The organism is Arthrobacter ramosus, assembly GCF_039535095.1.
Classification (GTDB): Bacteria; Actinomycetota; Actinomycetes; order Actinomycetales; family Micrococcaceae; genus Arthrobacter; species Arthrobacter ramosus.
In genome coordinates this window covers 3,707,760-3,734,054 of sequence record NZ_BAAAWN010000001.1, presented here as the reverse complement: position 1 = coordinate 3,734,054, position 26,295 = coordinate 3,707,760, and the positions used below count along the sequence as shown (strand labels likewise).

Genomic DNA, 26,295 nt, shown 5'->3' with positions numbered 1-26,295 from the left:
AGAGAAAGATAAACCTGCGAAACCCCGTCTCCGTGTGGATTGGTCGAATCTCCGTGCGTTTTGGGCGAATCTCAGTGTGAATTTCGCCAAATTCAGTGGAGACGAGCGGGCGTCTACGTGTTTGGTACCCCTGCCCGCGACGCAGCGCGCCGCCTAGTCCTCAGACTCCGGCCGCTGCTGCGTCCCGGATCCGGGTTCCTTCCTACGGGAGTCACCGTCCGGGCCGAGCTCATCGGAGTAGGGGGCGTGACCTTGCGGGAATTTGTTGATGAGTTCGTTGGCGGCCATGGCCAGGAGGTCACGTTGTAAGACGGGCAGGGAGAGGAGGCCTTGGAGATAGGCTTCCACCTCGTATTCGCCAACTTCGCCGCCCAGGCTGAAGTACTTGAGCCAGAGTTCGCCGACGTTGACTTGTGCTGACTTCATGGCAGCGGCCAGCATGCGCTGCTGTTGTGGTTCATGCGGATCGAAGCCCACGGGCCGGCCTTAGTCCAGGGCCGCCGGAATCCCGGCGACGAGATCGACACTGATCTGACCCAGTGTGCTGTTCTGCCGCCGGGCCCGGCACATCAGTTCGGCAAGGGCCAAGTCAACGGTCAAAGCATGGCGCTGCATCAATATGCCGCAGGCCCGGTTGACGAGGTCGCGGCTATGGAGGGACTCAGCCAAGGCTTCGCTGATGCGATGGGGCGCTTCGCTGGCCTGGATATTCGCAAGCAGCGTTGCAGCCGGGGCGGCAAACAGTTCCAACACTCGGGCCGCGTCCTCGCCGAAACCCCCGGCGACGTCCGAGTAGATCTTCAAAGCGCCGATACATTCTTGCTCGGCGATCAAAGGGGTGCTGACCACCGAAAGGATAGGCATGCCTTTCACAGCACCAGACCATTCGCTCCAGCGCGGATCCGTTGCGACGTCCTGGACGATCACCGTTTCCTCCATGGCCCAGGCTGTCAGACACGGTCCCTGGCCCAATTCATACTGGAGGGCATCCGCAAGGGTGACCACTTCGTCCGTCGAGGCGCTGCTGGTTCGCCTGCCCCTAGAATCCAGAAGAGAGACCCCCGCGCCGGTGGCTCCGGACACTGAATCCTTGATGGCACGGGCAAGCAACCGCACGGCGCGGTCCACCTTCTCTTCCGTCAGCAGCAGGCCCTGGATTCGCGCGATAACGGTCGACAGTTCATCCAGCGGTAGTTTCCGCGCCATAGTCCTCATTCATCTAGGTCGAGTGCATCGAGCCGCAGCCTTCCTGTGAAAGAGAATCCAGTACGGCAGTTGGTGCGCTGTTCCTAGCTTAGTCCGGACCATTCCCCACGCTTTGGCTATTCGTCGAAGTAGGCCTCTGGGTCCGTCTCGCCCGAAACGGAGGCAATGACATTAGCGGCTATGTCCCGGAGTTTGACGTTCCGGCTATTCGAAGCCCGGGTCAAAACCTTGAAGGCGGTGTCGCGTCCGCATCGGCTTTGCGCCATGACAATGCCGACGGCGGTGTCGATGGTCGAGCGGGACTGCATGGCTGCAGTGAGATCGTCCCGGGCGTTACGCAACTGGGAGATCGTCAAAGCCAGACGCAAGGACTTCGCTGCACTCTCGGCGAATTCTTCCGCGGCTGTAATGTCCGGTCCGGAAAACCCGTGCGGGGTGGTCGAATAGAGGCTCATCACGGCCTCGGCTTCACCGGCCAGATCAAGCGGGACCGCCAGGATGGATCCGATGCCGTTCCGCCAAACTGCCTCCATGTAGTCACCCCAACGGCATTCATGGCGGGTATCGAGGACAAGGATCACTGAATTGTGCCGAAGTGCTGTGAGGCAAGGGCCGTCGCCGAAATCAATCTGCAGCTCATCGAGAGCGCGCACTCTCTCATCGCTGCTGGCTGTGGTGATGCCCTTTTTCTTCGTCACAACGGTGACACCGCACGAGACGTCGGTGTAGGCAGTTGTGAGAGCGGCCGCTGCCAGGTTGGCTAAAGCACCAAGGAATTCGGCGACGTCGGCGCTCGCCAAGACAAGATCCTGGAAGGCGATGCCAAGATCCTGATCCGGGTGAGCAGCCAATCCGGCCAACGCAGTGCGGGTTGGCCTCCGCTCCGTACTAGTCATGGTCGGCGCTGGGTGAAGTCCAATCCTGGGGGACTGATTTGTTCAGGATGTCGGCGGCGATGTCATGAAGACGCCGGTTGTTGTTCCGCGCAGCGAGCTGAAGGAGCTCCATGGCGCCGTCCCGTCCACAGCGGTTCTCGACCATGATCAAGGACAGCGCAGCGTCCACTGCGGCGCGCGATTGCAGGGCGGAGCGCAAGTGTTCAGGGTACGGCTCCGGGATATGAAGCCTCAGCGCCAACCTCAGTGTCTTCGAAATTGTTTGGGCATGCTCCAGTACGCGGGAAACGGTGGCCTCGTTGAAGATTCCGGTGGTATAGGCATAGCAGTTCAGGGCTGCGCGTGACGACGAGCCTGTCTGGATAGGCACTGCGAGGACCGAGCGAATACCTTCGCCTTCCACCTGGTGTGCGTACTGTGCCCAGCGGGCATCGGCTTGCAGATCATCAATCAGCACGCGATGTTGGTGACGCAAGGCCGTAAGGCAAGGGCCGTCGTCGAACGCGTATTGCTTTTCGTCCATGCGCTGCGCCGCAGCGGAACTGCTGGCCACCGTTGAGGGGCCGGCATCCCGCTCGACAGTGATAGCGCACAGCAAAGGTTCCCGACCGTCCAACAACGATGCTGAGATGGTGGCCAAACCCAGGAGAAATTCGGTGAAGCCCGGACTTTCAAGCAGGAGGTCCTGCAATTGCTCTGTATTGGTAACTGCGTTATTGCTGGCCATGCGGCCTCGATTCCAAGGGGTGCCCAGGATCCCCAACCCGGACCTGTAGCCGTGCCCGCTCGCGCGCTGCACAGCCCTAATATTCAATCCCCGGACCCGAACGACCATCCCGAAATCTACTAATTCGACACTACGCCCTCGTGGGAACTTTAGACACGAGAGCCCGAACGCCCGCGTTTACCGGTCTGGTTTCTATTGGAAGCAAGCCGAAATTGGTTGATATGACGTGGGTCACTTATGCTGGTAGAGGTCAAGCAGCTGGCTTTCTCGATTTAGTACGAGGAGGCCAGTCATGGCATCTATTCAACCCAGTCAGCCCCACCTCACCTCCAATGGATCTTGGCGGGGCCACCTACCCAGGCATAGCGCGGTTCACCAACTGTTTCGGCGATGGCCATCCGTGCCCTCGCGCGAATTGGAACGCATCCGTCTCGTGCTTCTTCACTGCGGCGAAATAGCCCACACGGCCGCAACCCACCGACTCTCCGAGCCAGCCCAGGCGTTGCTGGATCTCGTTACGAGCGAGCTGAAACGGCGACGCGAATCGGGAAATCATCAACCGCTCAGCGACAGCCCGACTAGCAGGCGTCCCGGGATGCCCAAGCTTGCTTCCGGACGCCGTCGGGGAGAACTTCTCTGATGGCGGGACACTTTGAAGTGTTCACTGACAACGGGGGCAGCTGCAGGGTGAGGCTGGTTGACGAGTTCGGGAAAGAGCTTGCCGTCTCCGTCCCTTTCCATGACAAGGACGCCGCAGCCCGGGGGATCTACGCCTTCCGTGAGATCGCGGCAAGCGGACTGATTGAAGACCACACTTCCCGATTCTGAGCTGCCCCGCTTTGTGCGTGCGGCTGGCGTCGCCGCCGCCGCAGTTACTTCTTCGACGAACGCGGTTTCGCCGCTTTCGGTGGAAGAGTTGCAACGTACTCGAAAGCCTTCTCGACCCATTCCGCGGTTTGTTCTTCGTTGTCGCTCCACGCCTCGGGCAGGCCGACGTAGCCGCCCATCGCACGACCCTCCGGGCCAAATGGAAGTGTTTGGTGGCCGGCCTCCAGCGCCGCGCGGTCGGCGTCGGACAGCTTGACACCTATCATCGGGCCGAACAGGCCTGCGAACATGTTGCCGTTCACGAAGGCACCCAGGTTGCCGAACATCGGCTTGACAACGACATCAGGGTTCTCCGGCACCACCGCGCGGAAGCGGTCCTTGTCGGCGTCGGACGGTTTGGGAATCTGCATGTGCCTGCTCCGGGGTAGGGGATTGAAAGCCTGGGCCTGCCTGAAGCATACGACGGCGGGATGCGGGCTGCCAGCGTCCGGGCACCGTTCTCCTTGTCAAACGAGGACAGTAGGATGGGCCAATGTCGAGTTCACCGGAAAACGAGCCTGCAGGCCAGTTCCAAGGCATTTTGGAACTTCAGTCTGTTCTAGTGGGCGCAGGGAATGCATCTGAATTCCTGACCGGGCTCTCTAGGCTCGCTGCGGCCTCGATTTCTGAGGCTTCCGGCGACGAGATCGAGTGCGCAGTCACCGTCAAAGTCAGGCGCCGGCCCCTCACTGCAGCCGGCAGCAGCGCACGCGCCGTGGAGCTTGACCGGCTTGAGCAGGCTATCGGTGACGGCCCCTGCATCAAGGCACTCCGGGAGATGTCCCCTGTGATCATCGACGACGGTTCGACCGATCTGCGCTGGCCGGAGGTCACCAAAAAATTCGCCGGGATGGGCATTCATAGCTCGTTGGGGATTCCCATGGAAATCAGCGACGACGCCAGCGCCGCGCTGAACTTTTTCGCATCCAAGCCAGGCGCGTTCACCCCGGATGTCTTCGACAAGGCCGTGGGCTTTGCCGCCGCCGCTCGCAACGTACTCCACCTGTCTGTGCGTATCGACTCCGCCCACAACCGGGCGAAAGACCTGGAATCAGCCATGCAAAGCAGGACCGCCATCGACATGGCCTGCGGTGTCATCATGGCGCAAAACCGATGCTCGCAGGCTCAAGCGATGGAAATCCTTACCAAGGTCTCCAGCAACCGCAACCGCAAACTACGGGACGTAGCCACCGAACTGATCGAACAGCTCTCAGGGAGCGGGATCGAAACTCACTTCGAGGGGTAGGAACGGGCTCAGCCGGAGTGCCGTGGCAGTTTGGATGGCCTCGGTAGGACCGCTACTTGTGGATGGGCTTGGTCACCGCGAGGCTGATTGTCTGGCCGGGGGCGAGCTCCCCGGTGGGTAGGTCGGCGAAGGCGTACCAGACGCGGCTGGTGCCGGTGAGCGGTCGGTTCGCCCACTCCAGATCAGGCATTCCGAAACGGAAGGAGATCTGGCGTTCGGTGTCCCCGGGGGCGGTGGTGTACGTGAGTGGGATCCCGTCGGCGTCGGCGGTGGAGGTGCCTTGGGCGCCGTCGATCTTGAGCTCTCCGGGTATGAGGCTCACCTTGGTCCCCGCGGGGATGGGTCGGTCCACGGTCAGGGACGGGTTGTACTGCAGCAACTGCTCGGTGGTGCACCGGAATTTGTAGCCGATGCTGTCGAATGAGTCGCCGTCGACGGTGGTGTAGAAGATGGTCTGCCCGGATGAATTGTTGACGGTTTTTCCTTGACCGGATCTGCTGTCGACGGAAGGCGCCGTAGTCAGTGTTTCCGGGAGGAATAGTCATTACCTTGAGCACTGACAAGGGAATCGTGGAATTGACCGCCACGCCCTCAAGTCTGAACCTGTTCGCTTAGAGATGCTTGGGTTATGGTCCTCAGGGCCCGCCTGCGTCGCAAGAGTAAGTGAGCCTATTGGGGCGCCGGCACTTGGCTTCCCAACCCGAACTGTGCACGGTGAGGGATCCTTCTCGGTCACGTGGCGAAGAGTGCTCACCTGCTGGGCTGCAGGGCTGCTGTGACCGTGCGATACATCAATCCGGAATTCTCGCTGGCGCGGCTGAACCCGAGGCACTGCAATGCCTGTACCTGTACATCTGTGGTCGTAAACACTATCGATGCCCAACCAGGGCTGAGATCCGGTACTAGGGTCCGCAGCGCGGCTTCGAGCTCGTCGGCGGTGGCTTCCGGGTCGTGGACCAGGGCGCTAACGATCCACAGCTGCCTGACTCGATGGCTCCTTTTCCACCTCCGGGCATTCAGCCTGAGACCACGCGAACGGTGGAACCTGAGAGACGGCAAGATGGACGCCATCCAGCCGATGATGATCAACTCGAATGCCACCATCACCCCAAAGCTGTACGAGGCGGGAACGGTCGTGGTCACGAGGGTTCCGAGTGCAATGCCGATGGCTGCCGCGAGCAGAGCCCTGAACACGGCCAACCCGCGGTACTCGCGCTCGGTCCCTGCTTTTGCCGCGACTGGGCCGCGGCCGACAACCATGCCGGCGAGGGAAGCCAGTGTCAGGGAGACGGTGGCGGAAACCACGGTGCTGGCCCTCTGCACACCGCTCCGATCTCCCAACGCCGCATAGCGTCGAGCGGCCTTCCACGCCTGCGTCGGTCCGAGCTCGCCCCATTCGGTGTCTGTTGAATTCGCGCCCATGCCTGCCCCCTGTTAGCGCCTACATTTTGTGATCATTCTCCAAGGACTCGATGAGCCCCCTGAAGTGTATATCTCACGTTGGGTTCCATCGATCTCGGCGCACGGCGGCTCGAAAATCCTGCACTGCCCATGGGGTCGGTGAGCCGGATCCGATGAGGGTTCGGGTTTCGGGGAGTTCTCAGCCCTCGACGACGGACATCGGCAGGGCCGCCCCGTCCACGTTAGGGGCGATGCTGTCGAGCCTGCCGTCCCCAGATGACCGGAACGTCAGTTAGGGTCGCGATGCATTACTCGAAGGAAACTCGACGAATGCAGCCTCCTGCGCACGCTGAGTGCGTGACGCTTGAGGATTCAGGTCGGCGCACCATGCGGGATAGACGCGGAAACCGCGCTTGCCGGGATGAAAGTCGGAGCTGACGTATCCGAGCGAGATCAGGTGCGCCTTGGTGAATTGAAAGACCCCGAACCGTTCCTGCTCCTCTACGAAGACGAGCAGTCCAGACATCGACTCGTCAGCAGTGAAGGGCCTGGTCGATCCGCCTTCGCCGCGCTTCCAGACCGCGACGAAGGCTCCCGGCTTCGTCGACGTGATCCGGGCGGTGCGGATTCGCCACTGCTCCTTCCCGATGCGGGCGACCCCAGATTCGTAGTCGTTGTTCTGTTCTTCAACTTGGATGACAGGCTGTGCATCGGCAGGAGCAGGCGCAAGGTCGATAAAGCGCTTGAACGCGTGGAAATTCACCCTCAAACTGTATTCGCTCAAGAATCCGGCCTGAAACCTGTCCGGTTGACGATCGCTTACCGGGCGCAGCGGGAAAGTAGACCGACGACGTTGTTCGACCGTGTTGGTAAGTCGAACCCGATGCTTGGCGGGCTCTTGGGCACTCAAATGGAGGTTCTATTTCCGTGAGATCGACGCGTTCCGGTCCGCTGGACCCGTGCCGTTGCTGAAGTTCATGGGCGGCAGCTGACGGCGGGGACGTCGGCGGGAGCTACGGGGCGTGAGATCAGGTAGCCCTGGGCCGTGTCGCAGGCCATGCCGCGCAGTGCAGTGAGTTGCGTGGTCCGCTCGACGCCCTCGGCTGTTGTCTTGACTCCTGCGGCTTGCAGGACGTGGATGAGTCCGTTGACGATGGCCGCGGCACGTGCGTCTGTGTCGATGTCGTCGATGAAGGACTTGGCGATTTTGACGGTCGTCAGGGGAAGGGCCCGAAGTAGCGCGAGGGTGGAGTAGGCGGTCCCGTAGTCATCCAGGGCGACCCCGTCACCTGCGTCGATCAGTTGCTGCAGTTGCACCGCCGCCCCGGGCATGTCGGTGATTGCGGTGCCTTCGGTGATTTCGATTTCCAGGAGCCCGGCCGGAACGTCGTGTTTGTCCAGTGCGCCCAGGACGTCGGCGACGAGCGTGCCGGATGCCAGTTGCAGGGGTGAAACGTTGACGGCGACCCTCAGTGGGGTTCCGGCGTCGGACCACAGCCTTGCCTGCGAGCAGGCGCGGTCGATGACCCAGGCGCCGATCCTGAGAATCTCCCCGGTGTGTTCCGCGACGGGAATGAACTCGGCCGGCGGGACCTGGCCCAGTTCAGGATCCATCCAGCGCACGAGCGCCTCGACACCGTGGTCTTCTCCGGTGGCCAGGTCCCGGAGCGGCTCGTATTGCAGGCTCAACGTGCCGTCCGGAAGAGCGCCGGGAAGCCGGCGGCGGATGAGCGCTTCGCGGGCGATCCCTGCCGCATTCACCGCCGTGGAGATTCGACCGACGCGGCGTTTGCCGGCGTGTTTGGCGTTGAGCATCGCATCGTCGGCGTGCCGGAGGACTGCCTCGAGCCGGCTCAAGGCACCTTCGTCGGTGACATCACTCGCCATGGCCAGGCCGAGCGTGGCGGTAACGTCCAGGTGCTGCCCGTCAACGACGAAGTGCTCGTCCATGCATTCCAGCACACGGTCGGCGACGGCTCCGGCTTCGGCTTCGTCCACGCCGACCAGCAGCACAGCGAATTCATCCCCGCCGAGCCGGACCACGGTGTCCCCGTCCCGGACGCACCCTGTGAGGCGTTGGGCAAATTCGGCGAGCACGATGTCCCCGGCCCGGTGCCCGTAGGTGTCGTTGACGCCCTTGAAATCGTCCAGATCGATAAAGAGGATCCCTATCCGTGAGCGGTGGGTGTCCCGGGTCAGGGCCGGTGCTTCCAGCTCGAGCATGCGCCTGTTCGGCAGGCCCGTGAGCGGATCATGCAGGGAGGCATGCCGGAAAACGGCCGACAACCCTTCGAAGACTTCCGAGACCGGCACGATCCGCGGTGTGCCCTCGCCGACAACAAGGAGATCCTGGTAACGGATCGCTTCGGGCCTCTCGAGGATGACCGCGACCGCTTCGGACATCCCGAGCCCGTCCGAAACCGTGAAGTGGGATGCGCCCAGCATGTCCGCAGCCGTCGCCCGGGCATGCAGCGCACGGCCGAACCCCAGACGGCCCGACATCTTGTATTCCAGCTGATCCCGGCTCAACAACGCCGGGCCGGCCGGGGAATCGACCACCACCCCGCGCAGGCTGCTGTCAGCCCTGAAGAGTTCGTCAACTTGTTAGGCGTCGCGTTATTTGACGATGTGGCCGTCACGATCCGTGGCGACGGGCGGGCATGGAAGCGCCCCGCCGGATCGTGACCGGCGGGGCGTTCGTCGTCGTCGTGACGTGGTGATGGTCATCGGTGACGGCGGTTTTTCTTACTCGCTGTTCTCGGTGATCGCGGACTGGGCCGCGGAGACGTCCACGATGGCTTTGTTGCTGGCGTAGGTCGCGATCAGGGCGGAAACGGCGAGGTTGTTCACCGCTCTTGGGTAGCCGCGTGATGCCTGGTGGATCTCGGCGATGGCGTCGTCGGAAAAGAGGGTGTCGGATCTACCGGCGAATTTGAGGTGGTGGCGGATGTAGTCCGCGGTCTCGGGCAGGTCCATTCCGGTGATCGCGAACCTGGTGGAGATCCGTTGGTCCAGTGCGGCCAGGACGGCGAGTTTGAGCCGGCGGCGAAGGGTGGGCTGGCCGACCAGCAGCAGCGCGAAGTGCGAGCCGGTGTCCATCCCGGTGTTTGTGAGCATGCGGAGGGATTCCAGCTCGGTGTTGCCGAGCAGGTGTGCCTCGTCGATTACGACCACGGGCAGGCGGGCGCGTTCGTCCAGTTCCCCGGCGAGCAGGGATGCGGTCTGGTGCGCGAGGACTCCGGAGTAGAACGCCGGGGAGCCGCCCAGGGCGGTCACGATCGCGGTGTGGATCCCGCGCATGCCGATTGTGGGGTCCGAGATGTAGACGACCTGGTGGCGGGATGCTTCGAGCTGGGCCAAGGCTGCCCTGACGGCGACGGTCTTGCCGGCGCCGACTTCCCCGGTGATCACCCCGGTCTGGCGCTGGGCGACGCACCATTGGATGCGGGCGACCGCCTCGCGGTGTCCGGGGTGCGGGTGCAGGGCTTGGACCGGGATGGAGCGGCCGAAGGGCATGGTTGTGAAGCCGTAGTGGGATTGCAGGTTTGAGATGCTCATCGGGGTCCTCCAGTGGTTCCGGTCGCGCCGGCGCCGGCGGCCATTTTTTCGAAGCTGATCGGGGCGCCGGTCATCGCGGTTTTGTGGCGGGTTTCGACCAGGCGCAGGTAGTCGATGCCCGAGGCGGCGTTCTTCGCTCCGGTGTCGGCGTCTTTGGCGGCGTTGACGGCTTTGGGGTGGACGTGCCGGCGGATCTGAAGCAGGACTGCTTTCCCGGCCGGGACGCCGCCGGCGGCGGTCACGGCGACCGGGGCGGTGAGATCGAACGGGTCATAGATGAGCTCGATGCGGGCCCCGGCCAGGGCCGGGTCGACCTGGTAGGTGTTGCCCTGCAGGGACACGGTCCCTGTTTTGGTGACCTTCCGTGTCACGGACCAGCGGAACGCTTCGGCGATCACGTCCGGGTCCTTCCGGTCCGGGCGCCGTTTTTCCCAGCCTGCGTCCCAGCGGGCCAACGGCGTCATCGACGTGGTGGAATGCACGGTGCGGTGATAGACCATCTGGACCCAGGAGGTGAACAAGGCGTTGAGCTCTTGAATCGAGGTGACCGCGGTCCCGGCAGGATCCTCCCCGGTGCCCGGAACAATCGTCTGGACCGGGGCGTCGAGCACGGTGACTTCGGAGAGGAACTGGGAGGTCACGGTGTTGAAGAAACGCTCGATCTTGCCCCTGCCCTGGGGCCTGTAAGGCCTGGAATGGATCAGTTTCATGCCCAGCCGAGCGCAGATCCTGGCCAGGGACGAATCGACAAAAGCACTGCCGTTGTCCACGTAGACGGCGTCGGGGATTCCGTGGGTCTGCAGGGCCGGGCGCAGCGCGGCCGAGAGCCTGACGGCGTCTTCGGCGAACGCCCAGCGGGCCGCAGTGACGAGGCGGGAATGGTCATCCAGGAACGCGAAGAGGTAGGTCTTCCGGCCGCCGATCCGGGGCCCGTGGAGCCCGTCGCCGACCCAGATCTCGTTCGGGCGGCCCGCTTCGAACCGGCCGGTCGCCGCCGCCGCGGTGCCGGTGGGGATCTCCAGGGTGCGGAAGTGGCGCAGCAGTGTCGACTCGGACGGGGCGTCGCCGAGGGTCTCGGTCATGATCCTGCGCACCTGGGCCGCGGTGCGCTGCGGGCGCTCGAGCTTCAGGGTCGCTGCCAGGGACAGTACAGTCTCCGGGGTCGCCGGGCCCGCGGCCCTTTCCCGCGGCTTGAGCCCGTCGAACCCGTCACGATGCCAGGCACTTATCCACCGGTCCAGGGTTTCGCGCGAGTAGCGCACGGGCTGCCCGTCCGGGCCGGTATGCTCGGCGGCGGCAAGTGCCCGGACCATGGGCCCGCGCTGGCGGCCAGTCAGGGTTTTGTCTGCGGCGCCGCGGATCAATTGGTAGCGGAACAGGGCGGTCTTCTCCGCCCGGTCCTTACGGGCCAGGGGCCCGCGCTGCGGTTTGGCGTCTGTCATGGGGACGCAGTCCTTTCAAAAGGCTCACGAAGGGATGGCCCCGGCGGGTTCAGCCGGTGCTTCCTTCACCCTTGCCGCCCCGGATCTCCGGGGTAAGAGCCAATTCGTGTTGCACCCCTCCATGCCACCGTCCGGTGCTGAAGAAGAAAGGACCGGCCGCGGCAAGGCCAGCGCTGTGCCACGGCAGCGCGGCGACGGCGAACCGTTCCGCGAGCACGGACGCGTAGGCGGTGACCGCGGCCAGCGCCCGCCCGGCCGGCGTTGGTTCCGGGGCAGGCCAGAGTCCGGCCGCGTCCGCCCCGTCACGGTGGGCAAGGGCGGTGAACACTTCGGCGATCGGGACGGCGGAAGCCGCGAATGCGCGCAGCCAGCCGCGCACCGTGGACGCAGGCCGGCCCAGCCAGGACGCGATCCTCCGGTGCCCGTGGCCCGCTGCGGTTTTGGCTTCAACGGCCGCGGCGATCACCGCAGCCGTATCGGCCCGGCGCGCAGCCAACCCCGCTTCAAGCAGCACATGGGTAGCAGCGCATCCGGCGCAGCGTCCGCGGCGCGGACGGTGGCGCAACAGGAACCGTCCTGCCCCGGTTCCGTGGCGGATCAGCCGTTCCCGCGCCCAGCCCCACGGACGCAGCCTGCCCCTGCACCCCGGGCACTCCAAGAGACCCCCGGCCAGATCCGACTCGACAGAGACACCATCATGATTTACCGTGAGCATCGGCGCGCCCTTTACGCGTCAGAGCGGCCCGGCGTGAACCTTCGAAACCTCACGCCGGGCCGTTCGTTGTATCCGGTCATCGTCAGCCTGACGCCGCCAACGGCACTAAATCAAGACATCACGCGAAAAACCTGCATCGTCACCGGCAAAGACGCCCCCACCGTCAAACACTGCGACGCGCAACACAACTTCGAGGGCCCGGGTGGAACCTGGCAGAACAATCGCCTCAAACCCAAGCGCTCCCAGCATCAGGGCATTCTGCTGGCTGTACGGCGTCGCAATGCTTTCAGTGTCCCTCACCGACTGTTGATATCACGCCAAGACTCCGAACGGACACCGGTTTCACCGCTTTGGGTTGAACAATGCGTTGCATTCCGGCAACCTGAAACCCGCGGAACAACTTCAGAGGAACTGCCTCCTGTGCCAGGAACGGACCGGTCGTTAGTCCTCAGGCTGGCCGGAGATCCCACAGGCGCCTAACAGCTGGAGAATGTTTCTATGAAGATCGAATTGCTTCATATCAGTGATTGCCCCAACACGGATGAAGCAGACCGGCGCCTGGGTGCGGCTCTGACCGCCTTGGGTCACGGAGGCGCCGCAATCCACATGTGGCTGATGGAATCGTCGGAGGACATGATCGGGACCGCCTTCGCAGGATCACCAACGATCACTGTCGACGGAACCGACATCTTCCCCGGTGGAGCAGCAGCCAACGACCTTACATGCCGGATCTGCCGGACCCCGCGCGGATTGGCGGGGGTGCCGACCATTGATCAAATCAAGGAAGCCCTCACGAACCGCGGGCTCTGAGCGGCAAGCACGAACGCCCGTGCAGCCCGCGCGCGCTCGTCTCCTAGTGGGGCTGCCTTCCGGCCAATTCGGAAGAGAAGCCGCCGGAGAGCCGGATGTCGGTGGCCACCTTCGTGAGGCGTTTCTTGGCGGCGTGTTCAACCAGGACTGGAACATAATCCCGGATCCGCCCACTGCTCAAGCTCGAGTGTTCTTCGGCAACCGCATTTTCGATGACCGAACGTGGTATGTCAGGGAACCGCTCGGTCAAGTGGTTGATGACAGCCGCAAGGGCCCGTGCTTCGTCGTCCCTCGTCATAGGCTCAGTGTCCAATGCTGCTGTGGGGACGTCAACATGACCACAGGTCAGTGCGGGCCTGCCCGGTGAGTTGCAACGGGTGTGCTTGTGATTTGCAGCGATAAGTGGCGGACTTTTCGCAGCGCTAAATGTCACTTGGTGACCGTTAGCCGATCCGGGCCGGTTGATCAGGACGTTTCCCCAGCCGTCACCGGCCCGCCGGAACGTCATTGTCGATCCCGGCCGGGCGTTGGACGCCGAGCTGTCCGGAAAATGGGCGGATTGTCGCCTACCCTCGGATTCCAAACAACGTGAAGATCTGTGGGGATTCCATCGGACGCCATCGGACGAAATTCCAACGGGAGAGAGCAGGACAACAAGCGGTGCCCGCACGCAAAACGGTCGGCCTAAAGAACACGTCGCAGGTCCGGAAGCCGTGAGGTCGGGCGGCGGGGGCGATTTGTTTTTACCCTGACGGCACCTGTACTGGCTTGAACCGCACCGGCCCGCCGCATTCGGGGCCGTCAGGGTGCTCCCCGGTCGGCTCTGTTTCTAGCGGCAGCACGCGCGCAGCACGGACACCTGAAGAGTCGACCGCGTCCACAATGACAGAGGTGACACTGACGGGCGGCATCAGGTACGGCGCGGACTGCGGCACCAGCCACCCGCCGTCCGGGTTCCCGGTTGCCGGGGCCGGAGTACAGCCCTCCCCGAAGCATGCCGCAACCGACGTTGGCTCGTGTGCAAACACCAACTCCACATCGCCTGTGTAGGCGTGCCCGACCGCGGGGCAGATAGTGCTGACACCCCCACGGCTAAACACAGCCAGGGCCAGGACAACGGCCTGCACCCCAAGCACGATCAGAAGTAACCCCCGGAACTTCATTCCGCGAGCCTAACCCGGAAGCCCGGATTCCGGACAGCAATTCCCAAAGTCTCCGACGCACGCTGCCGAGTCTCACAAACTCTAAGTGATGGCTCATTGCGTTCCACTTGGCTTACACGAGCCCGCGTGCAGCATGCACGTTGAGGGATCCCTCAACGCACACCAAGAATTCAAAGCATGCGGCCCCGAGCGAAGTCCATGGCTCGAGGGCAGGATGGAGAACATGGAAGTCATTGGGAGCCGGATCCTGCTTCATCCGTCCGAACTTGAGCGGAGCCACCGGTTTTATCGGGACACGTTGGGCTTGGCGATCTACCGAGAGTTCGGGAGTCGTGAAGTGCCGGGCCTCGTGTTCTTCCTGGGAAACGGTTTTCTCGAGGTCAGTGGACGGTCGTCGACTGATCCGCAGGGGAGCGCCTTGGCGATCTGGATGCAGGTTCGCGACGTGCAGCTCGAGCACGATCGACTCCTGGCGGCCGGGGTACCGGTGATCCGCAAGCCGCAGCAGGAGCCGTGGGGGCTGGTTGAGATGTGGATCGAGGACCCCGACGGAGTGCGCATAGTGCTCGTTGAGGTTCCGGAGGACCACCCCCTGCGGCGCGACCACCGGTGATCATTTCTTCTCTCGCGGCCGCCCTCCCGACGGCATCCTTTGCAGTGGAACGGATGTTCGAAGGCCCAAGCCGTAGCATTGGGCGGATGAAGGTTGGTAAGGTCCACGGACGCTCAGAGCGGAAACTGCAATGACCGGCGACAGGGATCGGGATGCTTCAAGACGCCCGCGGCAGGCCCGGCCACGAGACGCTCTTGGACGGCCGCTGCCATACGGAAGCGCTGGCGTGGAGCCGGTCTCCGAGGAGCCGCTGCCGCCGGCGGAGACGTTGGTCTCGGCCCGGAGCCTGGTGGAAGCGGGCCGGCCCTTCGCCGCGCATGAGGTACTTGAGGCCCGATGGAAAGCCGGGCCAGCCCACGAACGCAACCTTTGGCAAGGTCTCGCCCAGATCTGCGTCGGGCTCACCCACGCCGCCCGGGGGAACAGCGTTGGCGCGCTCCGGCTCATCGAGCGCGGTGCGGCCCGACTTGAGGAGTACCGTTCAGGCGAAGGGCCGACCTACGGGCTCGATTTGTCCGCCGTTGTGAGTTGCGCGCGTGATCGGATGGGCACCGGCGGCTGAGCTCGCGACCAGCATCCTCGCTGCAGGCGCCCGGAGGCACTATATCCGGGAGACTGCTGAGAGTTTGCTTGACTATTAACTTGTCTCATAAGGGGAACGTTGAGCGGGCTCTTTGCAGGCGGGGCCCGGTGGGCCATTCTCGTTGCGGAATGCTGCACGGCCTCCCTGGTTATGAGACGCCACCTTTTTTGAAGAGGTCCGTCCACCGTTTCCTCCGCGGGCCCGTGTGGGCACGCGTCAGTTCACGCATCGCCTCGTAACGGGGTTGGTCCATGAATACGCCGAACCAGCTCCATTGAACCCCGGACACGATGACGTCGCCACTCATCACGGACCCGTCGCGGTATTCCCCCGCCGGAGGCCGGGGAATGCCCTTGGCGATCACCTCGCCGGTGTCCGCGCTGAACGCTGAGGCTTTCTGCGCTGTGAGGACACTAAACAGTTCCGGCCGTATCCTGGCCGGTCCCTGCCTGAAAGGATTGGGAACTTCACTGTCGGTAAACAGGGGCGGCGCGGTGGCCATGAACTCTCGCGTCGGCAGCTCCCCTGCGTCCTCCCATAGCAGCAGTTCCACTACCGGGTTTTCGGTGCCTTTTGGCCAGCCGGGTTTATGCCCTACCACCACCACGATCGCGCGCTTACCGCCCGGAGACCGCAGCAGCACAGCATCACCGACGTCAAACGCCACACCGTGCGGCACCGGACGCTTCAAACGCTTCGGTGCCGGCTGCGGTCCGGCCAGCTTCATCCGTAGCCTCTCCAGCACTTGCTGCCGCTGTTTCGCCAGGCCAGGGTCCTCCTCTTCCCAGCGGGCAGCGTCGCCTCCGCGGTCAAGGACGTCCAGTGCCGTGTCCCGCACGTCGGGACGGAGTCGACCGGTCTCATGCTGGGCCGCGGCCAGGGCAAGCCAAAACACGACACCGTCGTCCGGGTCGTCCGCCTGCGCCGCATAAGAATTGATGAGCTTTGCCGTCAGTTCCTCGGAAGGGACTCTGTCGAGGATCCCTTCCCGCCAGTCCGCACGCACATCAGCGGCCACGTCATCGGAAAAAATCGCAGTACCCCAGCTACCCATAAAGACAGCATAAACACGACCACGCAACCATCACCGACCTCAGCGGATACAGAACCAGAGCTCAGATCCCGACGACTTTCACAGTCGGCCCGTCCAGCGCAGAGCGCCGGCTCGTCGGACCCCCACCGGCGTTCGAAGTCGGGTATAACTCCGTCCTCATATGTAAGGGCAAGATAGAAGGCGTCGGCCCGCAGGCTAGCTAGGGCCACATAAGACGAGCCTTGCGCCTGCGCCCACGACTCGACTTCGTTCATCAAGGACTGTCCCACGCCTTGCCGTCGTGCTCGCTTGGTCACCATGTGGCACGGCCCGTCCGTTAGGGCATCGGCTTACGGGCCCATCTTCTTCAAGACGAGGTTGGATCAACTGGCCCAAGATGGTGGGTCTCGTCGGTTCTCGGAGGCTTGTTGCCCGTGGCTAGTTGCCGCCGGGTGGGCATTCCACTTCGGATTCATCTTGGGGCAACCTTAATCGCGACGAAAAATCGACCTTCCAACTATCGAGTTCAAAAAGATCTTCTTCCCGGTCGACGTACAACGCCAGCGCGACCGGCATACCGTCAGTGTCTTTGAACCATCCTTCAGCGATGGTTCGACCGTAGCGAGGATGCCTCTTGCCCGAAGCGAAACGAAGGCTACCCATTCCGCCGTCGTCCATGTCAGATACTTTCAGTGCCCTCAGATCAACGGACCCACGATTCCATTCGGTTGCCCGGTTCAAAAGCACCGACAGTATTAACACCTCTCCGTCTTCAAGCGGTCGCTCCTTCATTCGATGATCCTAAGGCTCGGAGCTTTGGATACCCCTGTCATTACCCCTGGGAGCCGGTCGGGTTGTCAGTTTTCGAAGTCGGCTGAACAGGTGTCCGAAGCTCTCCGCACAACGTGTCCGTTAGAGGGTCGCCATTCAAGCACGGCTACCAAGCCTCTCAACAGAGCGAGCTAACGACTTTTGAACGATTTGCGCCATGATTGTGCCCATGACGTCGGATTTTGATTGGGCGCACTTCCGTAGGGCTTTCGGGGAGGACCCCGGCGTGCTCCCTGATGGCGAGGTACTCGGTAGTACAGAACACGATTGGGATGCTGTGTTTGCGATGCTGCACCGCAGCGGCTGGAAACTTACAACTAGTGATGGCCATTCACCGCTGCCGCACAATAGACGCGGTCTCGCTGAACTTGAGAGTTTTGCTGTTTGGCCCGTCGACGGAGTGCGCGTCAACTTCTTCCCCGTCCCGGACGCCGTGTTTTTCGACGTCGACCTCCGGGAACTCGTCAACCAGACCACAGTGGACGGCTTAGCCCACTTGATGAGAAAGCTCGGCACCACGCTTCGTCGAGATGTCGTGATTCGAGAGGAAGGTGCGGGTGGCGCGCCGGTCCTTCGCTACACCGTTGCAACGGACCAGTTTTCACTAAGTTGAATGGGAGACGGCTCCCCTTATGAAGCCTGGCGCCCAGAGCAGACCTCGGCGTCCGGTAAGGGATCCCTTAACGTGCTTCCGAACAGCTTCGAACTTAGTCACCTGACGTCACGCCGGCTTGAACCGCGAGGCTACCGACTCCCGCGTCCTCGCCACATCAACCTCGCCGGCTGTCTGCTCTAAAAGCACTTTGGCTAACCGTTTCGGCCAGAGCACATGAACGCCTTGAGTCGAGAACGCGCCCCCGATCAGGGGCCAATCTGCTTCGATGAAGCACAATGCCCCGGTGACCGGAACATCCCCAACGAGGTCCCGCACGACGTCGACCTGTTTGAGCACCCCATCGACCAGTTTCGTGCAGTCACGCCGGCCTACGAGGAGCTTCTCGACCCGGGGGCGAAGGATGCCACCCTCGATCTTCAACTCAGGCCGTCCCTTGTACCGCTTGGCATCAATCACCCAGATTCCAGCAGGAGTGATAGCGATATGGTCGATGTTGGCCTTCGAGCCGGGGATACGTCGATCATGGAGGACAGCCAGGCCATCGGCGGCCAGGGCATTCAGCCGAGCGCCGAGGCGTTCTTCACCGATCGCCCCTCGATCCCAAGACTTTGTGTGCTGCCGCTCGTCAGAGAGAGCGACTGCGAGGCCACCGAAGCGACCCCACTTGGCGCGGAGCTCTTCTTCGTCCTTCGCCTTGCGGCGCTCATATTCGCGTCGGGCGGACGAACCGGCTACTCCGGGCTCAGTGGACAACGATTCATCACAGGGTGGTTCCAGGTCGGGGGACGTGGTTTCCGTAGTCTCGGTGGCACATCCCAAGCAGCGGATGGTCTTCGTCTCGCTCTCGTAGATCGCTTCTGTCCCTGCCGGAAGAGAGGCGCCGCACAGCCGACACGATCCGGTGTACCGGAGCCTCATCTGCTTCATGAGGATGCACTTTGGATCACAGGCACGGACCCAGTCTGCTTGTAGATCACGGCGGCGGTTAGGCCGCGGATGCGCTTTACCATGGCTCAATCCTCACTCACGGCAGGAAACTTTTTCTGGGTGTGCCGCGCGTAGCCGCATCCAACGACCGATTGAACTCGCCATCCCCTAGGGGACGACGTGTGCAACGGCCATGCGGTCATCTGGATTGTCTCTTTTGAAGTGCTCGTTCACGTTTTTGTCGCATCTTCTCGGCTAAAGCGTATGCACGGGGGGCTGGGTCCGGGGTGTAACCGGGACGCGGGGGGATTCCTTCTTCCAGCATGAAGTTGTCGAAGTCGCGTGTGGACCGAAGTGCCGGCTTCGCTACCCGCTTCCGACGGGAGTAATCGGACAGGTTGATGTGTTCGGCCGCTTCGCGGGCGCCTCGGAGCTCCCAGTAGTAGTACCCGATGGGTGAGACCACGAGCCCTAAAATGACTCCCACCAGGAAGCTGGTCCAGAGGATTGGCAAACCGCCCGGCCCCATTTGCTTGGTGACGAAAATGCCGAGGAGGGCGAGGGCAACGCCCGTTGGAGCTAGTTTCAGAAAGAGGTTTGCTCTGCTTAGGCTTGCCACCGCAGTGGAACCCACTCGAAAAGCCCACTCGCTGTCACTAGAACTCTTCACGCTGATTCCCTCTCAATGGGCTTCGGAGGCTACACGGCATTGTTGCCTGGTCCGCACGTTACCGTCTCTCGGGGTACGCCGCGAGACCTTGTCCCGCCCAGCCGAAGTGATGCGATCCACTCAAAGATACGGATCGGTACCCGTAAGTGGCGCCCAGAAGAAGAAGCCAGCGATTCAAGCGGTTAGCGCAGTGAAAGGCGCAAGGTCGCAGAGGCCTGCATATACCGTGACCGGGCCATGAGGAGATAGGTACACCCAACACCCCAGTCGCGTACTCATCTGGCCTCCAGACTCCGCCCGTTAGCCGGTCCCTCTCTGGACCTCTCCACCGGTTATAGCAATGAGCACGGTGAGGGATGGTCTTCCGCGCCTATGGAGCGTATATCGGGTCTTTCGGCGAAAGCGAGATCTTCATTCGAGGCCTTGCGGCCGGTCCGGCTGATACCGTGAGCGGCATGATTGGACGGCTTGAGCTGTTGCGGATGCTTGAGGCGGCATCGTCTTCTATGAGTGGGATCGCCGAGGTGACGCATGCATGCGGTCGCAGCGATGAAGACAGATAACCTCTGATTGAATTATGTCCCAGCCGCAGAGTTGCTGGCCGTGTATCAGCGGCGCAGGGCAAGGTTGCCGGACGCGCATCCGACATCGACGGCTGTCGACTGGTTACTCAATGCGCTTCCTTCCCACGTCGGCACCGACGTGGGAGTTGTGACGTTGGAGGATGCGGGCCGAGTAATGTTCATCTGGCTCACGGAGCAGGGTGACGCAGTACTCGCGACTCTAGTGGGGGACGACAACCGGGAAGTCGCTCCGTAGCCCCCATCGCGCCCCCAGACGACCGGCGAGGGACCGGCTTGCGGGGCAATTGCACCGCAGAACCAAACACCGAAGCAGCCACCGCCCTCGCCCCGATGAAATGCCCAAGGCTGACCCTGATTGTTCAGAGCCTCGAGAGCGTCCGGTAAAGGATCCCTCACTGGACGGGAAGAAATCATCCTTTTGGGCGCTTGCGGACGCACGTCAAGAATCGAACTCTGGCATTCACGCCATGGCGCGCAACTCGAACTCGTTGGGTGCATATGCCCTGCCAAGGGTTGCCCGGCCCGCGCCGGGTTGGTTGATCAGGACATTGCCGTGGCCATCACCGGCGAGCCAGAAGGTTATCGTCGTTCCGGGTTGACCATTCGTGAATCCGGGTAGCGTGTTGGTGGGCCCTGAAAGGACGAATGTGCGTTCCTTGCCGTCGGTGTCCAGCGCCCATAACCGGGCGCTTACCCCGCCCCGGTAGAAGGTCCGTGAGATGAATCGGGCCGTTACGGCCCGCCACGGCTGGCTGCCACCGGCCTTACGAGCCCGACGGAAACGCGTACCTGTGACGACGAGGTACACGCAAGCCCAGAGGATGGGCTGGACTAGCAGAGTAGCGGGCATGCCGATGTCGCCCCACAATGGATCGTCATAGCCGATGATGCGGACCGCACTCGGGTCCCAGGGGTCCGTGCTGACCGTGACAGTTGCCCCGAGAGGTGGCAGTTGGCTGCAGGGTGCGTAACCGGAGAACATGACGGTGCGCGGCTCGGGTGCCGAGGCGACACTCAGGTAGACCTCGCAGTGCTTCCCCTTTGCGTTGAACTCGTGGGTGCGGACCACAGTTGCCCCGGTCCGCGGCCAGTCCTCATGAAACGGCCTTGTCATGACCCAGAAACCCGCTCCCCAAAGTAAGACCGCCGCAGCCACCAGCGCGCCGGCCACCCAAAGGCGTCTTAAGAACCGACGACGCAGCCCCGATTCAACCCAGGCCGTCCCGTTCCCGGACGGACGGCCATCGGAAAGAAGGCGCAGGTCCTTCGTCAGCGGCAAAATCTCAGGTTCGCCGGCCATGCCCGCATCCACGCCGCCCACGGTTTCAGTCCCCATTGGTAGAAGCGTAGAGGATCAAGGCAGGGCCCGATGCAGCCCGCAGCATTAACCGCGCCGGCCACAGTGCCCGGTGAAGGATCCTCCACCGGGACGGGGGACTGATTGTTTCGGTGACGGCGCCGCGGCAAGGGACGAGCGCCGGCGTCGGAGCATGGGTTTTAGGGGACGTGTCTTCGTCTCCGTACCGGATGCACTCCTTGAAGAGCCGCCTCTCTGCACATGGCATTGGGCGCCGGCCGAAGGATCCCCGCAAAATCCCGGGGTCAGGGATGTCCTGCCCCGTGGATGACCACATTCACGGCGCCTTCGTCGTATCCCGGAATAGCCCACGGGAGGCTCGCAGACTCTTCCATGTGGTCGTTCGCGTCCTGCAGCGACGACCTGAGGCGGTCGCCTTTCCCGTCGATGGCGACAATGAATGGGATTGCCTGGGTACGCCAGCGATCGGTGATGTTCGGAAGGATTGAAACGAATGAGTCCCCCACATCAGATGGAGTGGCCAGTCCGCGGGCAATCACGAGGTGGCCGTTGGTGTTTCCGAACCATTCAAGATCTGAGATGAGTGAAATTGCGGCGTCAAGTCCGGCTGTCCTGAAGGGGTACATGAACTCCTGAGCGAGGTAGTCCGCAAGAGCTGTCCTATCTGGCAGGCCTGTCAGGTCAAGTCGAAAGATCATCATTCCACGCATGAGGGCGTCATCTTCGAAGCGTTCGAACTGTGGCTCGTTCACGCCGAGGTGAATGGTGAACGGCTGCGAGAGGTCTATCGCGCTCATTGGTCCGATCCGAACAAGTGGGTTGACGTGGTCCCAGCAGTCTATGGCGTCCGGCCGGGCGGCCGCGCGAACCACTCGCAGCATGCACGTTTAGGGATCCCTCAACGAGAACCCGTGGTAAGACTGTGTTCGCACGATGGCTGAAGGCGGGCACGTCCCCTCGACCACAGAATGCCGCCACGAAGCGATCAAATCCACAAGTCAATACTGTTTCAGCACGGATTCCCTATCCGGTACCCTCTGCGGACGGACTTTCGGCCAAGCTAAGGCGGGTGTTGTCATCTTGCGAGGCCGTTCAACAAATCGTCCGTCATTTTGTCAGAGGCCGCCGGCTCCATCCCTCGCCACGGTGCCGCTTCATCAGCCAACGTCGCCAGCATGAACTCGCACCACGCTCGCGCCGACGTTGCCGCCAAATGGGCATGACGAGCGTGAAGACCGACACGCACCTCCGCTCGACCGTGGCCCGTGCCATAGCCGACGTTCCGGAGCTCGCTAAGCCCGTTTGCCGCTTGTGCGACGCCACTCAGGATCTTCCTGGAGGATTGCTCGCCGTCGGCGCCGGGCACCACGACGGACGAATGGACGCCGAGCGCGATCTGGCTCTTCTTGATCAACACTGGGAGCTCATCTTTAGCGGCGTCGAACGCCACTCCGCGAGCCTTCAAGACGATCTTCGCCGTGCTCTCGACTAGCTCCTTCGCCGAACCAATAACAAGCGCCGGGTCCTCCCCTGACGCGGCGGTCTCTATGCGGCCTATGTGGTCGAGAAGGACATGTGGGTCTTCGATCCCCCGTAGGAGCTCCTCTCTAAGTCCCATATTGAAAGGCCCTCCCGACGGATTGCCATCGGCGTCGAAGGAATAGCCCTGGCGCTCAAGCATCGCGATCCCTTCACCGTCATAGTCCTCCACGATGTGGCAAGCCGTCGCCCAGAAAACCCGCAACGCTCGCCGAACCTGGCCCATATCGGTCCAGTTCACGGCGTCAAGGTACTGCCTATACCTCCAGCGCCTTTCGCTCGTGTCGAGACTGAACTTATCCTCTGGGCCGGGTTCAAAGCCTTCATCCGTCCAGAGACCGTCTATATCTCGCAACGTGATTTGCGTCGCCCAGCCCTCGAAGTGGCGTCTAACGGCACGCGAGACAAGCTCACGACTTCCCATATTCCCTGCGGTCATGAAACGACCCTACTAGCCTCTGGAAGATCGCCGTCCGGACATAGCCCAGTCCCCGTTGGCCGGGAAAACGACGGCCCCTCCGGACCGCTGCTTTGGTTGGCGAGCTAGTCAGTGATCGACCTGAATCAGTTTGTCGACCTCCCGGGCCGCCATATAGATAGCCCAGGCGAATTCATGGACGGCCCGTTCCGCCATATCAATGCTGAAAGTGTAGGGGCCGGAAGTCACGGTGCCTGCGTCTGGATCGAAGCCGAAGCGCGAGAAGTCGCGGGCAATATCTCGTGGCAGGTCTCCTGCTTGGCGCCGCTTCGCTTGTGGTCCGTGCCCCATGCCGCGGGACCAATCCTCGAAGTGCATCAGGCCATCGCGCATGTCCTTGATCCCTGGTAGGGCATTTTCGAAATGCTTCCGGGCCTGTGTAAGTAAGTCTTGGACTGACTGCTCGATACCGAGCTCCTTGAGTGCGAACTGTTCGAGCTTCTCGGCGGAGAGGAGCTGCCGTAGGGCGAAGACAAGCTGCCTGGCGTCGATCTGCTGGGAGCTGAACCCCCGGAAACCGGAATCGTCATTAGTGCGCATACGCTGTATGGCCAGGCGAGCCGATTCCTTCCACCGCTGCGCCTCCGAAACGGCGATCGCATATGGATTGTCGGCCGGCGACCAGTCATCAGGATCCATGCGGACGATCCTACCGCCCGGCATCTTCGCGCGGCTCACGACCCGGCTGACCAGGTGTATCGATCTCCCTCCCGACTTAGACGTCCGTTAGCCGATCCTTGATCGGGGCGGCCGAATTCGCAGTCTTGGCCTGTTCCAAAGCTTTGCAAGGGTTTAAGCTCGGCACATGGCAGAGGATGACCTGCCCAAGAGGTTGCAACCAAGGATGACCCGAGGCGGCTTTCGCACTCAGTTTGTCCTGTGGTCGATCATGGCCGTGCTGCAATTGGCGAGACTGGTAGGGAGTCTAGTTGTGAGGACCGCCTGGGATCTGGGGGATTACCTATCGCTCGCCATGTTGATCCTGGCTGCTGGGTATCTTGTGTACCTTCTACACGTTCGTCGTCATGACGGCCGCTTCTGGGAAGAGGAAGAGGCCCGCAGGGAAGAATGGGACCGCCGGGGAAGGGCGCTGTAGCCAACCTAATCGGTGCACGCTCGGGGATCCCTGAGTGGGCGCCCGCAGCGTCTTTTCAACCCTCGACTAGCAGTGGTGTGTAGGAGCGCCGGCGCAGGTCAGGGAAGGGTCACCACAAACTGAATGCCCTGTTGGCCTTTGGGTAGCCAAGTTCCTCCAAGCAGGCCAGCACCGTGGCGGGCTGGCGAGTCACGAACCCCCAAGGACGACCGGCGGTGGGTACGACTTTGATCCCTTCATAGGGAGCAAGCACTCCTCGCACATGTTGGATCTCGACCACGTCTTCCCGCTTGAGGATCCAGGGCCCAAAGAACCGCCCCAGGCCGTACCCGAGACTGAATTCCAACGCTTCCGTAGTTGGACTTAGCACCAGCATCCGAAACTGCGGAGAGACCGAAAAGACTACCGGTTGGCCTCCCCACATTTTGGATAGCGCTTCAGCTTTCACGGGTATGGTTCCGCCGCCTTCGAAGTGTTCTTCCTCTAGAAAGACTTCCGGTGGTGCCGGTTCTTTCCTCAGATTCGTTATGGTCATGGCGACTGCGACGAGCGCGACGATGACTCCGGAGATCGCGAACTGGACAGGGGTGGGCGTGACGGCGGCGGAAACGACAGCGGAGAGGAGGAAAAAGAGCTCGAGCACCGTGATCCTGATTCGTGGGATCCGTCTAGATCGATGTTCCTTCGCATTCATCGAAGCCCCTGGTTGTTGGAGGAACCGGCAAAGCAACCTGGTTACTCACGAGCTCATGATGGCACGACGCGGCGAAACGTGTGCTTAACCAAAGGTTCAAGAAGCAGGAGCCTGAACATCCCATTGGTCTGCTCAGACCTACAGAACCCGTCCCTTAGTCGATGTTCGCAAGCCGATCCTGCACCGGGCACCCTTTTCCTTAGGTTGCGTCTAGGTGTCAACGCCACCGACCAGGATAGAACCGCACTCTGCCTTCCCTGATGTATGGTTCCTCCCATGAAGGTTCGTCCATCGTGGCTGATCACAATTGTGGTTGCCAGCATCGCGGTCTTTGTAGCCGCTGGGAATATCCCCGTCACGAGCGCGAATAACTATTTGTGCGGGAGCCCGTGGAACCACACAGCAATCCAAGGGATATTCTCGTCGTGCGTTGCTGCACGTACCCCGTCCGTGATTCTTATGGTGATTTCCGCAGCTGTAGGACTAGTCGCACTAATCATGCTCGGCATCGCTTTTAGCCAAGGCAGCGGGGCTCAGCAAGAATCTGGGCAGCAGAGCACACGGGGTGGTGGGGCAGCGCCACCGGCAGGGTGGCATGTTGACCCGCATGATCCACGTCTCTTGCGCTGGTGGGACGGAGAGAGGTACACGGACGCAGCGAAGCCGCGAAATTGAGACGCTGCACTCGATCGAAACACGGGAGGGACTAATCTTGATTGATTCTCATTGGCTCTCAGAACTCGGAAGCCGAATCCGCGCGGCTGCACGCCAGGGGCCCTATCCTGACATGAACGCGATCACCGACGAAACCATGTTTCAGTATCACGATCCGCGACCCAGCCTCTGGGATGGAAAGTGCATGTGTGGCCAAGATTGGCCGTGCCAAGGCATTCGCGGTCTCGCATCTAAGTACGGCGTCGAAGTCCCGAACTAATCGAAGATCGGTCTCTGGTGAGGGTTGTCGGCCGGGTGGCTATGGGCAGCCTTTGAGGGCGGGGCCGGGGTCAGCGGGGGAGTTAGTCCCAAGCCTCAAAAGTTGCTACCTCGACCTGCAGCCCCCGGGTGTGCGTACTCGGCCATCCGCGGATCGGAGTCTACGCCGAGCACGGAGCAACCGGCCGCTTGGAACTGCCGTGCCACGATGCCGGTGCCGCAGCCGACGAGCACCCCAGGTCCCGGGCTCCCGACGACTATACGGGCCACCAGAGCATCCGGGTAGCCCGGTCTCGCCTGGTCGTAGCGCCGGGCGTCCAGACCGAACGACTCAGCCATCTGTCGAGCC

31 protein-coding genes are annotated in these 26,295 nt (G+C 62.3%); 7 read left to right on the top strand and 24 right to left on the bottom strand.

What is annotated here, in order from left to right; translation table 11 throughout:
- Positions 1–153: 153 nt before the first annotated feature.
- The 4 genes from ABD742_RS17250 to ABD742_RS17235 all read right to left on the bottom strand — a co-directional run bounded on the left by ABD742_RS17250 (position 154) and on the right by ABD742_RS17235 (position 2,829).
- The gene (locus ABD742_RS17250) at positions 154–477 is read right to left on the bottom strand and encodes a hypothetical protein (protein WP_234751112.1); all 324 of its coding nucleotides are present in this window, start codon (positions 475–477) and stop codon (positions 154–156) included.
- Between the two features lie 9 nt (positions 478–486).
- Positions 487–1,206 carry a GAF and ANTAR domain-containing protein gene (locus tag ABD742_RS17245; protein ID WP_234751113.1) on the bottom strand — a complete coding sequence of 240 codons (720 nt, stop codon included), beginning with the start codon at positions 1,204–1,206 and terminating at the stop codon, positions 487–489.
- Positions 1,207–1,322: 116 nt separating this feature from the next.
- Positions 1,323–2,102 (bottom strand): GAF and ANTAR domain-containing protein, encoded by a 780-nt coding sequence (locus ABD742_RS17240; RefSeq protein ID WP_234751114.1) that lies wholly within the window; start codon positions 2,100–2,102, stop codon positions 1,323–1,325.
- Positions 2,095–2,829, bottom strand: a complete 735-nt coding sequence (locus ABD742_RS17235; protein ID WP_234751115.1) for a GAF and ANTAR domain-containing protein — start codon at positions 2,827–2,829, stop codon at positions 2,095–2,097. Before ABD742_RS17235 ends, ABD742_RS17240 begins: the two co-directional genes overlap by 8 nt.
- A gap of 639 nt (positions 2,830–3,468) precedes the next feature.
- On the opposite strand from ABD742_RS17235, the gene ABD742_RS17230 reads away from it, so the two are divergent.
- On the top strand, positions 3,469–3,657 hold the full coding sequence (locus tag ABD742_RS17230; protein WP_234751116.1) for a YegP family protein: 189 nt from the start codon (positions 3,469–3,471) through the stop codon (positions 3,655–3,657).
- A gap of 44 nt (positions 3,658–3,701) precedes the next feature.
- Here the strand turns inward: ABD742_RS17230 and ABD742_RS17225 are convergent, their stop codons facing one another.
- The gene (locus ABD742_RS17225) at positions 3,702–4,067 is read right to left on the bottom strand and encodes a TfoX/Sxy family protein (RefSeq protein ID WP_234751117.1); all 366 of its coding nucleotides are present in this window, start codon (positions 4,065–4,067) and stop codon (positions 3,702–3,704) included.
- Positions 4,068–4,189: 122 nt separating this feature from the next.
- Between ABD742_RS17225 and ABD742_RS17220 the strand changes: the two genes are divergently transcribed.
- Complete coding sequence (locus ABD742_RS17220; RefSeq protein ID WP_234751118.1) at positions 4,190–4,942, top strand: GAF and ANTAR domain-containing protein; 753 nt, start codon at positions 4,190–4,192, stop codon at positions 4,940–4,942.
- Between the two features lie 52 nt (positions 4,943–4,994).
- On the opposite strand, the gene ABD742_RS17215 is transcribed toward ABD742_RS17220, so the two are convergent.
- The 7 genes from ABD742_RS17215 to ABD742_RS17185 form a co-directional block, all read right to left on the bottom strand.
- Complete coding sequence (locus tag ABD742_RS17215) at positions 4,995–5,264, bottom strand: hypothetical protein (RefSeq protein WP_344788628.1); 270 nt, start codon at positions 5,262–5,264, stop codon at positions 4,995–4,997.
- A 428-nt stretch (positions 5,265–5,692) separates the two neighbouring features.
- A complete protein-coding gene (locus ABD742_RS17210; RefSeq protein WP_234751120.1) occupies positions 5,693–6,364 on the bottom strand; it encodes a hypothetical protein in 672 nt (223 codons plus the stop codon).
- A 271-nt stretch (positions 6,365–6,635) separates the two neighbouring features.
- Entirely contained in the window at positions 6,636–7,127 is a 492-nt protein-coding gene (locus ABD742_RS17205; protein WP_234751121.1) for a MepB family protein, read from the bottom strand.
- Positions 7,128–7,318: 191 nt separating this feature from the next.
- Positions 7,319–8,905 carry a putative bifunctional diguanylate cyclase/phosphodiesterase gene (locus ABD742_RS17200; RefSeq protein ID WP_344788624.1) on the bottom strand — a complete coding sequence of 529 codons (1,587 nt, stop codon included), beginning with the start codon at positions 8,903–8,905 and terminating at the stop codon, positions 7,319–7,321.
- 183 nt (positions 8,906–9,088) lie between these two features.
- Positions 9,089–9,901 (bottom strand): ExeA family protein, encoded by an 813-nt coding sequence (locus ABD742_RS17195; RefSeq protein ID WP_234751125.1) that lies wholly within the window; start codon positions 9,899–9,901, stop codon positions 9,089–9,091.
- Complete coding sequence (locus tag ABD742_RS17190) at positions 9,898–11,343, bottom strand: DDE-type integrase/transposase/recombinase (protein ID WP_234751126.1); 1,446 nt, start codon at positions 11,341–11,343, stop codon at positions 9,898–9,900. The genes ABD742_RS17195 and ABD742_RS17190 overlap by 4 nt, the downstream gene beginning before the upstream one ends.
- Positions 11,344–11,392: 49 nt before the next feature.
- Positions 11,393–12,058: a hypothetical protein gene (locus tag ABD742_RS17185; RefSeq protein ID WP_234751127.1), complete on the bottom strand. Its 666-nt coding sequence runs from the start codon at positions 12,056–12,058 to the stop codon at positions 11,393–11,395.
- A gap of 498 nt (positions 12,059–12,556) precedes the next feature.
- On the opposite strand from ABD742_RS17185, the gene ABD742_RS17180 reads away from it, so the two are divergent.
- A complete protein-coding gene (locus ABD742_RS17180; protein ID WP_234751129.1) occupies positions 12,557–12,868 on the top strand; it encodes a thioredoxin family protein in 312 nt (103 codons plus the stop codon).
- A 43-nt stretch (positions 12,869–12,911) separates the two neighbouring features.
- Here the strand turns inward: ABD742_RS17180 and ABD742_RS17175 are convergent, their stop codons facing one another.
- Both ABD742_RS17175 and ABD742_RS17170 read right to left on the bottom strand, forming a co-directional pair.
- A complete protein-coding gene (locus ABD742_RS17175) occupies positions 12,912–13,166 on the bottom strand; it encodes a three-helix bundle dimerization domain-containing protein (protein WP_234751130.1) in 255 nt (84 codons plus the stop codon).
- Between the two features lie 445 nt (positions 13,167–13,611).
- Complete coding sequence (locus tag ABD742_RS17170) at positions 13,612–14,031, bottom strand: hypothetical protein (RefSeq protein WP_234751131.1); 420 nt, start codon at positions 14,029–14,031, stop codon at positions 13,612–13,614.
- A 223-nt stretch (positions 14,032–14,254) separates the two neighbouring features.
- Here ABD742_RS17170 and ABD742_RS17165 point away from each other — a divergent pair, with 223 nt between their 5' ends.
- Both ABD742_RS17165 and ABD742_RS17160 read left to right on the top strand, forming a co-directional pair.
- Positions 14,255–14,644: a VOC family protein gene (locus ABD742_RS17165; protein WP_234751132.1), complete on the top strand. Its 390-nt coding sequence runs from the start codon at positions 14,255–14,257 to the stop codon at positions 14,642–14,644.
- A 226-nt stretch (positions 14,645–14,870) separates the two neighbouring features.
- On the top strand, positions 14,871–15,206 hold the full coding sequence (locus ABD742_RS17160; protein WP_234751133.1) for a DUF309 domain-containing protein: 336 nt from the start codon (positions 14,871–14,873) through the stop codon (positions 15,204–15,206).
- A gap of 169 nt (positions 15,207–15,375) precedes the next feature.
- Here ABD742_RS17160 and ABD742_RS17155 read toward each other — a convergent pair whose 3' ends face one another.
- From ABD742_RS17155 to ABD742_RS17150, 3 genes are all read right to left on the bottom strand, one after another.
- Positions 15,376–16,281 carry a hypothetical protein gene (locus ABD742_RS17155; protein WP_234751134.1) on the bottom strand — a complete coding sequence of 302 codons (906 nt, stop codon included), beginning with the start codon at positions 16,279–16,281 and terminating at the stop codon, positions 15,376–15,378.
- The gene (locus tag ABD742_RS24395) at positions 16,179–16,580 is read right to left on the bottom strand and encodes a GNAT family N-acetyltransferase (protein WP_372460929.1); all 402 of its coding nucleotides are present in this window, start codon (positions 16,578–16,580) and stop codon (positions 16,179–16,181) included. Before ABD742_RS24395 ends, ABD742_RS17155 begins: the two co-directional genes overlap by 103 nt.
- A gap of 118 nt (positions 16,581–16,698) precedes the next feature.
- Positions 16,699–17,052 carry a DUF6984 family protein gene (locus ABD742_RS17150; protein ID WP_234751135.1) on the bottom strand — a complete coding sequence of 118 codons (354 nt, stop codon included), beginning with the start codon at positions 17,050–17,052 and terminating at the stop codon, positions 16,699–16,701.
- A gap of 196 nt (positions 17,053–17,248) precedes the next feature.
- On the opposite strand from ABD742_RS17150, the gene ABD742_RS17145 reads away from it, so the two are divergent.
- Positions 17,249–17,704 (top strand): hypothetical protein, encoded by a 456-nt coding sequence (locus tag ABD742_RS17145; RefSeq protein ID WP_344788620.1) that lies wholly within the window; start codon positions 17,249–17,251, stop codon positions 17,702–17,704.
- 108 nt (positions 17,705–17,812) lie between these two features.
- Here the strand turns inward: ABD742_RS17145 and ABD742_RS17140 are convergent, their stop codons facing one another.
- The 6 genes from ABD742_RS17140 to ABD742_RS17115 all read right to left on the bottom strand — a co-directional run bounded on the left by ABD742_RS17140 (position 17,813) and on the right by ABD742_RS17115 (position 25,013).
- On the bottom strand, positions 17,813–18,460 hold the full coding sequence (locus ABD742_RS17140) for a nuclease-related domain-containing protein (protein WP_234751137.1): 648 nt from the start codon (positions 18,458–18,460) through the stop codon (positions 17,813–17,815).
- A 1,888-nt stretch (positions 18,461–20,348) separates the two neighbouring features.
- A complete protein-coding gene (locus ABD742_RS17135; protein WP_234751138.1) occupies positions 20,349–21,224 on the bottom strand; it encodes a hypothetical protein in 876 nt (291 codons plus the stop codon).
- 266 nt (positions 21,225–21,490) lie between these two features.
- A complete protein-coding gene (locus ABD742_RS17130; protein ID WP_234751139.1) occupies positions 21,491–22,003 on the bottom strand; it encodes a hypothetical protein in 513 nt (170 codons plus the stop codon).
- Positions 22,004–22,281: 278 nt separating this feature from the next.
- Positions 22,282–23,184: an abortive infection family protein gene (locus tag ABD742_RS17125; RefSeq protein ID WP_234751140.1), complete on the bottom strand. Its 903-nt coding sequence runs from the start codon at positions 23,182–23,184 to the stop codon at positions 22,282–22,284.
- Between the two features lie 108 nt (positions 23,185–23,292).
- Positions 23,293–23,862 (bottom strand): hypothetical protein, encoded by a 570-nt coding sequence (locus tag ABD742_RS17120; RefSeq protein ID WP_234751141.1) that lies wholly within the window; start codon positions 23,860–23,862, stop codon positions 23,293–23,295.
- 566 nt (positions 23,863–24,428) lie between these two features.
- Positions 24,429–25,013, bottom strand: a complete 585-nt coding sequence (locus tag ABD742_RS17115; RefSeq protein ID WP_234751142.1) for a hypothetical protein — start codon at positions 25,011–25,013, stop codon at positions 24,429–24,431.
- A gap of 264 nt (positions 25,014–25,277) precedes the next feature.
- On the opposite strand from ABD742_RS17115, the gene ABD742_RS24390 reads away from it, so the two are divergent.
- Positions 25,278–25,688 carry a DUF2510 domain-containing protein gene (locus tag ABD742_RS24390; protein ID WP_425547587.1) on the top strand — a complete coding sequence of 137 codons (411 nt, stop codon included), beginning with the start codon at positions 25,278–25,280 and terminating at the stop codon, positions 25,686–25,688.
- A 354-nt stretch (positions 25,689–26,042) separates the two neighbouring features.
- Here the strand turns inward: ABD742_RS24390 and ABD742_RS17110 are convergent, their stop codons facing one another.
- Complete coding sequence (locus tag ABD742_RS17110) at positions 26,043–26,285, bottom strand: class I SAM-dependent methyltransferase (RefSeq protein WP_234751143.1); 243 nt, start codon at positions 26,283–26,285, stop codon at positions 26,043–26,045.
- Positions 26,286–26,295: the final 10 nt, after the last annotated feature.